The organism is Streptomyces sp. NPDC051173 (genome assembly GCF_040689515.1).
Lineage (GTDB): Bacteria > Actinomycetota > Actinomycetes > Streptomycetales > Streptomycetaceae > Streptomyces.
Genome location: NZ_JBFBBD010000029.1, coordinates 70,514 through 79,146 on the forward strand (window position 1 = coordinate 70,514; position 8,633 = coordinate 79,146).

The 8,633-nt window shown below is 72.5% G+C and carries 8 protein-coding genes and 1 tRNA gene; 5 read left to right on the plus strand and 4 right to left on the minus strand.

What is annotated here, in order from left to right:
- Positions 1–45: 45 nt before the first annotated feature.
- The 4 genes from AB0435_RS17700 to AB0435_RS17715 all read left to right on the plus strand — a co-directional run bounded on the left by AB0435_RS17700 (position 46) and on the right by AB0435_RS17715 (position 1,836).
- Positions 46–342 carry a hypothetical protein gene (locus tag AB0435_RS17700; protein WP_366004743.1) on the plus strand — a complete coding sequence of 99 codons (297 nt, stop codon included), beginning with the start codon at positions 46–48 and terminating at the stop codon, positions 340–342.
- Between the two features lie 233 nt (positions 343–575).
- Positions 576–1,103 (plus strand): hypothetical protein, encoded by a 528-nt coding sequence (locus tag AB0435_RS17705; protein ID WP_366004742.1) that lies wholly within the window; start codon positions 576–578, stop codon positions 1,101–1,103.
- Positions 1,104–1,117: 14 nt separating this feature from the next.
- On the plus strand, positions 1,118–1,633 hold the full coding sequence (gene tadA, locus AB0435_RS17710; protein WP_366427369.1) for a tRNA adenosine(34) deaminase TadA: 516 nt from the start codon (positions 1,118–1,120) through the stop codon (positions 1,631–1,633).
- Between the two features lie 113 nt (positions 1,634–1,746).
- A tRNA-Ser gene (locus AB0435_RS17715) sits at positions 1,747–1,836 on the plus strand.
- A 71-nt stretch (positions 1,837–1,907) separates the two neighbouring features.
- Here AB0435_RS17715 and AB0435_RS17720 read toward each other — a convergent pair.
- Positions 1,908–3,986 (minus strand): UvrD-helicase domain-containing protein, encoded by a 2,079-nt coding sequence (locus tag AB0435_RS17720; protein ID WP_366427370.1) that lies wholly within the window; start codon positions 3,984–3,986, stop codon positions 1,908–1,910.
- Positions 3,987–4,047: 61 nt separating this feature from the next.
- Positions 4,048–4,992: a LysR family transcriptional regulator gene (locus tag AB0435_RS17725; protein WP_366427371.1), complete on the minus strand. Its 945-nt coding sequence runs from the start codon at positions 4,990–4,992 to the stop codon at positions 4,048–4,050.
- A gap of 142 nt (positions 4,993–5,134) precedes the next feature.
- Here AB0435_RS17725 and AB0435_RS17730 point away from each other — a divergent pair, with 142 nt between their 5' ends.
- The gene (locus AB0435_RS17730; protein ID WP_366427372.1) at positions 5,135–6,349 is read left to right on the plus strand and encodes an MFS transporter; all 1,215 of its coding nucleotides are present in this window, start codon (positions 5,135–5,137) and stop codon (positions 6,347–6,349) included.
- Between the two features lie 667 nt (positions 6,350–7,016).
- Here AB0435_RS17730 and AB0435_RS17735 read toward each other — a convergent pair.
- Both AB0435_RS17735 and AB0435_RS17740 read right to left on the minus strand, forming a co-directional pair.
- Positions 7,017–7,886, minus strand: coding sequence for an AfsR/SARP family transcriptional regulator (locus AB0435_RS17735; RefSeq protein WP_366427373.1), 870 nt, complete (start codon positions 7,884–7,886; stop codon positions 7,017–7,019).
- A 312-nt stretch (positions 7,887–8,198) separates the two neighbouring features.
- Positions 8,199–8,633: biotin/lipoyl-containing protein (locus AB0435_RS17740; protein ID WP_366427374.1), on the minus strand; the 435-nt coding region annotated here is incomplete at its 5' end.

The window sequence follows — 8,633 nt, forward strand, 5'->3', positions numbered from 1 at the left end:
GTCTGCCACGCCGGGCGAGACCCTCGGCGCGAGGTGGTGCTGCCCATGGCTGACCGCGAGATCCGCGAGAATCCAGACACCACGGACATGGCAGGCACGGCGGGCGACCCGGACACCCCGGGCGCCCCGCACGGCCCGGAGACGTACGGGAGCGGGCCCGCAGGCACCCCCGGGGACCCGCCATCACCGGAGGACGAGAGCGACACGGAGCGCCGTCGCAGACGGGCGCAGTTCCTCCGCGAGCTCAACGAGGCGAAGGAGCTGCGCGACCGGGTGCAGCCGCGCCGGGCGCGGGCCGCCCGGATGCGCCAGCAGATGCGGATGCGGACCTTCCGCTGGTGAGCCGCCCATGGCCGGTCCCCGGCCTGCCCGGGGCCCCCGCCCGCCGGCGCCCGGCGCGACACGCCCGTACCCGCGACGCCCGTACGGAGCCCACGTGAGGCACATCTCTTCGGACTGCTGCACGACGCAGCGCGGAAGACCTCTCGCAACGGCCGGGTTTCTGCCACGATTCCGAGTGGGCGGGGTGGTCCCCGTCCGGCCCGGCACCGCCTATGACCAGTGGGAGAGTCACGGTGTACTTCGCCGCACTGCTCGCGCGCACCGAAGACGGGTGGCAAGCGAGCGACACAGAACTCGACAACGTGGAAAGCCTGTCCGACCTCGCCGACCTGGCCCGTGAGTCCTCGGTCGACGACGACACGGTCCTGGTGCTCATCGAGCAGGAGGACTCCTGGTTCGGTGTCGTCCGGGTGGACGGCGAGGACGACCCCCGGGTCTACCTCTCCGACGCCGCGGCCGCCCGCCGCAACGCCTACGGCTCGATGCTCACCGACGAACTGCTCGGCCGCGACGACGCCGAGGGCGACCTGGGCAGCCTCCCGGACCTCGACGGCACGGAGGACGGCGAGCCCGAGCCGGAGGAGGACGAGGCCGACGCCCCGGACCCCGCCCGGCCGGTGCCCGCCGGGCCGCTGGGCGACCACCTGATCCTCGACGACCTCGGGGTGGGCCCGCGGGAGCTGCGGTCCTTCGACGGGGACGCGCTGAGCGGCATCGCGGACGCGCTCGGCTGCACCGAGGTCCTGGAGGCCGTCCGCTGACGCACACTGGTGCGATGAACGAAGCCGTCCCCGGCCGGTCCGGCCACCGGAGCGATCCCGTACCCGCCCCCGACCCCGTACGGGATCCCTGGCTGGCCGCGATGCGGGCCGCCCTGGCGGAGGCCGCGCTGGCCCCCGGCACCGGTGACGTGCCGGTCGGCGCCGTCGTCCTGGCCCCGGACGGTTCCGTCATCGGCCGCGGCCGCAACGAGCGCGAGGCCACCGGCGACCCGACGGGCCACGCCGAGGTGCTCGCCGTCCGCGAGGCCGCGCGGGCCGTCGGCGAGTGGCGCCTGTCCGGCTGCACCCTCGTGGTGACCCTGGAGCCGTGCACGATGTGCGCGGGCGCGATCGTCCTCTCCCGCCTGGACCGCGTCGTCTACGGCGCGGCCGACGAGAAGGCGGGCGCGGCCGGCTCCCTCTGGGACGTCGTCCGCGACCGCCGTCTCAACCACCGCCCGGAGGTCGTCGCGGGCGTCCTCGCGGAGGACTGCGCGGCCCTCCTCACGGACTTCTTCCGCACCCGCTGACCACCCGCTGAGCACCCCGCCGGCCACCCGCCGACCCGCGCCGAAGCCCCTCCCGGACCCTCGAACGGGACGCGATTTCAGAGCACGGCCCAACGTCCGCTAAGCTCTCTCTCGGTAGCGTGTCCGAGCGGCCTAAGGAGCACGCCTCGAAAGCGTGTGTGGGGGCAACTCCACCGTGGGTTCAAATCCCACCGCTACCGCCAGCGACACCCCTCCGCCCACGGAAACGTGGACGGAGGGGTGTTCTGCGTATGCGGCCCTGCCGCCCGCGCCGTCATTCCTGGGGGACGCTGCCCAGCCAGAGGGTGTCGCGGGCGCGGGTCATGGCGACGAAGAGCTGGCTGCGGGCGAGTTCACGGCGTTCGTGCGCGCTCTCGTCGCCGGGGGCGCCGCCTCGCAGGGCCTCGTCGTGCCGGGGCAGGTAGACGTGCTTGAACTCCAGGCCCTTGGCCCGCCGGTAGCTGCCCAGCTTGAGGCCGTCCACCGGCTGTCCGTCGTAGTGCTCCAGCAGGCACACGGGGATACCCGCCCGGGCCAGGAGCTGCTGATAGTGGCGGAGGGCGGCCCAGGACGGGCAGAGCACCGCCACGTCGGCCCACGGCCGCGCGGGCCGCGTCGCGGCGTCGGTGCGGAGCGCCTCCAGCAGGGCCCGGTCGTGCCCGGCGACCGTGGCCTCCGTCACGCGGACGACGTGGCCGTCGTGATAGGTGAGATCCACTTCCCGGCGCCCGGGGACGCGCACGCCGTCGAGGTCCTCGAAGGCGTCCTCGGCGACCACGGCCAGGGCGGCGTCCAGGATCTCCTTGGAATTGCGGTAGTTGACGCGCAGCACCTGCCCGCGGCTGCCCCTGATGTCGACGCCCGCGTCCGACAGCCGGAACCCTCCGGGGTAGACGGCCTGCTGGCCGTCGCCGATCAGGAGGAGGCCGTCGGGCGCGTCGCCCACCAGGGCGTGCAGGAGCCGCACCCCGACCAGGCTGAGGTCCTGGACCTCGTCGACGACGACCGCGCCGTACGGCGACCGGTCCGGATGCGCGCGGGCCTCTTCGAGGGCCAGGGCCAGGATGTCGTCGAAGTCGTGCACCCCGCGGTCCTCGCGGATCCGCTCGTACTCCTCGTACAGCGCCCAGACCGCCTCGCGGTGGGTGCTCCGCAGGTTGGTCTTCCGGCCCCGCCTGTACAGCCCCGCGTACTCCTCGAACGTGGTGATCCCCCGCCCCTTGATCACATAGCGGATCTCGTCCTGCCAGTAGCCGGGCCCGGCCGCGATCCCGCCGAGGCAGCTGTCCCGGCCCACGCCCTTCCAGGCCAGGCTGAAGGCCGTCTCGGCCTTCTCCCTGTGGAGGCGGCTGGCTATGCCGCGCTCGTGGAGGAACTCCTGGGCCCAGGCGTGCAGGCTGCGGAAGTCGACGCGGTGGGCCACGGCGGGGGCCATGGTCCTCAGGAACGTGCTCTGCACCCGCGGCAGGTTCTTCGCGAAGGTGACGTACAGGACCCGGCCACTGGTCCGCTGCGCGAGGTGGGCCACGCGGTGCAGGCCGACCACGGTCTTGCCCGTGCCGGCGGGCCCGCTGATCCGCGCCGGCCCCGACCACCTGCGCCCCACCAGACCTGTCTGGGCCGGGTCGAGGAAGGTCATCCACTCCTCGATCGGCGCCGCGCGGGCCGCCGCCATCGCGGCCTCGCGCAGCTTCCCCACGTCGAACAGGGCCGCCCCGCCGTCCTCGCGCGGCTCCGGGCGGGCAGGTGCCCCCGGCGGGACGGTGCTCCCCTCGTACGCGGGGAAGACCTCCTCCAGGTGGTCGGCCATCGCGCGGACCACCGCCGGGCGCAGCCTGAGCCGCTCGGCGAGGAGCGCCGGGCCCACCTCGCCCTCGCCGAGCAGCCTCACGCGTCCGAGCTCGGCGCTCACCCGCTGACCGGCGAAGACCATGAGGGGCTGGACCGCCACCGGCGACATGCCGAAGGCCGCGACCGCCTGCTCGGCCACCCTCGTCATGGCCAGCATCTTTCCGTAGTCGCGGTCGCGGGACTCGCCACCGGCGCTCAGGTGCCCGTCCGAGACCTCAGGGCGCGAGCGCCAGTTCTTGACGTCGACGACGAAGACGCCACCCGGGCCGACCAGCAGCATGTCGACATTGGCGGAGCGCGTCCCGGGCCAGCGCCGGTCCACCAGCAGCCGCCAGCCCCGCTCCGTGAGGACGAGCAGCTGCGCGGCGACCCGTTGCTCGCCCTCGCTCGCCGCCTCCCAGCGGGCGGCCTCCCCGCGCGCTGCCTGCCACTGCTCCCGCAGCAGCCGTTCCTGCCGCCGGGCCTCCTGCGCCCTGCGCGAGGCAGAGTCCCCTGCCGCCATGTGCGCCCCCTCCCCTTGGAATCGCGATCATAAAGCGGCGTGAGGTGTTCGTGACAGCCCGTCAGCTTCCCTGCGGGTCCCGCACCAGCTCCTCCTCCACCGCCTGCGCGAACGCCCTTATGCGGGAGTTCTCGTGGGCGGGGTTCCAGACGAGGCCGAGGGCCGAGTCCGGGAGGCCGGTGAGGGGGACGTAGGCGATGTCGCGGCGGTGGTGGTATTCGGCGGTGGGGTGGCACAGGAGCATCGCGCCGCGGTTGGCGGCGACGAGGGAGAGGCCCTCCTGGAGGGTGGCGACCGTGGGGCCCGCGGGGACGGGGCGGCCCCCGGGGGTGCGGGTGGGGGCCTGGGCCTCGCGCCAGTACGCCGGGGCCGGGCCGCGGACGCCGACGAGAGGGCAGTCGGCGAGGTCCTCCGCGCACAGGTCCGTACGGGACGCGAAGGGGTGCCGCGTGGAGACCGCGAGGTACTGCGGCCGGCGGGAGAAGACCGGGCCGAGGACGAGGGACTTCTCCGCCACCGGGAGCAGGACGGCCGCGATGTCGGCGTCGCCGCGGTGCAGCGGGCCGAAGGGGTCGGAGAGCGGCACCTCGACGATCTCCGTGGAGCAGTCCGGGTAGCGGTCCTCGAAGCGGCTGACGACGGCCACGAAGCGGTCGTGGGCGGTGCCCTGGAAGCCGACGCGCAGCCGCCCCGAGACACCGCGGGCGGCTGCGCGGGCGTCCTCGACGGTGGCGCGGAGCGCGGCGTAAGCGGGGCGCAGGGACGCGAGGAAGTCCTCGCCGAGCGGGGTGAGCCGGACGCGCCTGCTCGTACGCTCCACCAGCCGGCCGCCGATGCGGCTCTCCAGGGAGCGCAGGAGCTGGCTGACGCGCCCCTGCGAGACGTACAGCCGCTCCCCGGCCCGCCCGAAGTGCAGTTCCTCCGAGAGCGCCAGGAAACACTCCAGCTCGCGGATCTCCACGCCGCTCGCCGGCTTCCGGTGCGCCGAGGCTTCGCCGACTGCCATGACTCCCGTGCCCCGCTTCCGGTGGAGGCGTCCGAGGGCCCCGCAAGCGCGTCCCCCCGGATACCGCGTCGATTAGTCCACCTCATGGAAGCATGAGGACTTCGCGATTGTTCCCCCTGGTCAGCCCCGTTTGGCTGAGGACATGGCAAAAATTGATGACCTGACCGCCGGGGCGCCCGCCCCGGGGAACGCGGCGGTGAGGGCGTGGCTCGCCGTACTGGCGGTGGCGGCCGGGACGTTCACGGTCGTCACGTCGGAGATGCTGCCGGTGGGCCTCCTCACCCCGATCGGCGACGCGCTCGACATCACCGAGGGCACCGCCGGTCTGACCCTGACCGTCACCGGCGTCGTCGGCGCGGTCTCCGCCCCGCTGGTGACCTCCGCGGTCGGCCGGCTGGACCGGCGCCTCGTGCTCTGCGCGCTGATGGCGCTGCTCACTGCGGCGAACGTACTCGCCGCCTGGTCACCGGACTTCACGGTCATGACGGTCGCGCGCGTGCTCGTCGGCATCGGCATGGGCGGCGTCTGGTCGCTCGCCGGCGGCCTGGCCGTACGGCTGGTTCCGGCCAAATCCGCGGGGACCGCGACGTCCATGGTGTTCAGCGGGATCGCGGTGGCGTCGGTGCTCGGCGTGCCCGCCGGTACGTACATCGGTGAACGGGCTGGCTGGCGTGCGGCGTTCCTCGTGATCGCGGCACTCGGGATCGTCGTGACGCTCGCGATGGCGGTGCTGCTGCCGCCGCTGCCCGCCGGGCAGCCGGTCGGACCGGGCGGTGTGCTGCGGCTCTTCGGCAACCCCGAAGTGGCCACCGGGCTAGCCGTCGTGGCCCTGCTGGTGTGCGGCCACTTCGCCGCGTACACCTACGTGCGCCCCGTGCTGGAGGACGTCTCCGGCGTCAACGCGGGCCTGGTCGGCGCCCTGTTGCTGGTCTACGGCGTGGCGGGCGTGGCGGGCAACTTCCTTGCGGGCGCCCGGGTCAGGAGGAGCGTCAAGGGGACGCTGCTGGTGATCAGCGGAGTGCTGGCGGTGTCGGTGCTGCTGATCCCGGGGCTCGGTGCCTCCACGCCCGGCGCGCTGACCCTGCTGGCGGTCTGGGGCCTCGCCTACGGCGGGGTGTCGGTCAGCGCGCAGACCTGGCTGTCGAAGGCAGCGCCCTCCGCCCGCGAGGGCGTGACCTCGCTCTTCGTCGGCGTCTTCAACGGCGCGATCGCCGTGGGGGCCACGGCGGGCGGGCGGATGGCCGACGGCTTCGGTACGGGGTCGGTGATGTGGCTGGGCGGTGCGCTGGCCTTCGGCGCCCTCCTGACGACGCTTTTCGGCCGCGTGCCCTCGGGTGGTGGGGCGCGCGGTGACTGAACCGGGGTCAAAATGGAGTGGGCCGCTCCCCTTTGACCGGCGGCCGCGGACCCCCGCCGCGGCCGCTTCGGGGTTGAGCCGGGGCTTTTCCCCTGCCCCGCCCTTTCCCGGCTGCGCCTGCTTGTGCGGCTCGCTGCGCGGGGGCTCTCGCGCCAGCCCCTTTGTCTGCGGGTCGGTTGCCGCCTGCGGCGGGCGTGTTCCCCAGCCCCACCCCTCCCCGGCTGCATCTGATCTGCGGCTCCGCCGCGGGGGGCGCGTGCCCCAGGCCCCTTGTCTGCGGGCCGGTTGGCGCCTGCGGCGGGCTTTCCCCCACCCCGCCCCTTCCCGAAACTGGAGCGCTGCCCCAGACCCCGAACCTCAGATCCGTTGCCGCCTGCGGCGGGGGCGGCCTGCGGCCGCGTCCTCAAACTCCCCCAGCTACCGCTGGGAGGTGCCCCCAACGGGCTGAAAAGAAAGAACGGCGCACCCCCGACCGCGATGTCACCCACCGGCGGAGGGGGTGGGGCCGGAGGGTGAGGTTCTGGAACGCGGTGCGTAGTCACAGCACCCAATACGTAAGACGGCGCCACGCACCGCGTTCCAGGTCCTCAGCCCGGAGGTCACACCCCCGGTCCAGCCACCAACCCAGCCCGGCCGGCGCTTGAGGCCACCCCACAGCGACCACAAACTAGCGGTGGATACCCCGTCGACGCGGCGCCCGACGCGCAACGCGCCGCTGCTGGGTGACAACCCGGCGCCCCAGATCGAGCGCCATCGGGCGCGCCGCCATCGCCGGCGAGTCGAGCGACTCGTCGTTGTCCAGGACCGCCTGGTAGAGGGCGCGCATCCGCGGCGACGGCGAGATGCCCAGGTCCCGGTCGAGCGTGCTGGACAGGCGGTGGAAGGCGTCCAGCGCGCAGGCCGCCCGGCCCGAGCGGTAGAGGGAGAGCATCCACTGGGCGTGCAGGTTCTCGTGCGTCGGATGCCGCACGGTCAATTCGGCGAGCTCGGTGGTCAGTTCATGGTGACGGCCCAGCCGCAGGTCGGCCTCGATGCGCTGCTCCTGCGCCTGGAGACGCTGCTCCTGGAGGACCGTGGCCCGCCCCTGGAGCAGCGGGCCGAGCGGGATGTCCGCCAGGGCGGCCCCGCGCCAGAGCTTCAGCGCCTTGTCCAGAGTGGCCGAGACCATGCGGTCGTCCTCCCGCGCCAGGGCGGCGCGGGCGGTGCGGACGTGCTCCTCGAAGAGCTCCAGATCGGTGCCGCCGGGCTCGACGACCAAGCGGTAACCGTAGTTCGCGGTCTGGAGGATCCGCTTCGCCTCACCCAGGGATCCGATGCGCGGAATCCCGCTCATGGCCATGCGGAGATGGAGGACATAGGTGTGCAGAGTCGAATAGGCGCTCTGCGGAGGATTCTGGTCCCAGAGTTCCTCTATGCAGGCGTCGACGGAAACCGACCGGTTGGCGTTCAGAATCAGCAGCGCGAGCAACTGCCGCTGCTTGGGTGGCGTCGGTGTGAATGGAAGACCGTCATCGGTGGCCAGCAATGGACCGAGCACTGAGAATTGCATGAACCCAACCCCCCGGTTTACGGGCCGACCGCGAAGAGCGGGGCCCTTAAGGCATGGGGGAAATCTACAGCGCGACTTGACAGAGTGCATCCAAGGTAGCGGAATTAACGAGTCCGACATCATTCCGGATACCGCATCGACATGCGGCCAACTCCCCTGACCTGCGACGGAGTTACCTCACGTAGTACGGCGGACCGGCCCACCCCAGAACCCTCGATGCTGTGGGCCAGCCCACAAGACCGGCCCAGACAGACACCAGACGCTCTCCAGAAGTGCATGGAATTCGTCAAATACGCTTGATCATTCCTTGATCTCACAGATGACGGCACCGGAGGAGACAGAAGCACCCACTTCGGCATTTATGCCCTTGACCCTGCCCGCACGGTGGGAATTGATTGGCTGTTCCATCTTCATTGCTTCCAGCACCACGATGAGGTCACCCTCGGCCACTTCCTGCCCCTCCTCGACCGCGACCTTGACGATCGTGCCCTGCATCGGTGAGGTCAATGCGTCGCCCGAGGCAGCGGCTCCGGCTTTCTTCGCGGCCCGGCGTTTCGGCTTGGCGCCGCCCGCTTCGGCCGTACGCCCCACGGCCGTTCCCAAGGACGACGGCAGGGAGACCTCCAGCCGCTTGCCGCCCACCTCGACGACGACCGTCTCGCGGCCCGCGGCCTCCTCCTCGTCCTCGGCGACCGCGCCGGCGAACGGCGGGATCTCGTTGACGAATTCGGTCTC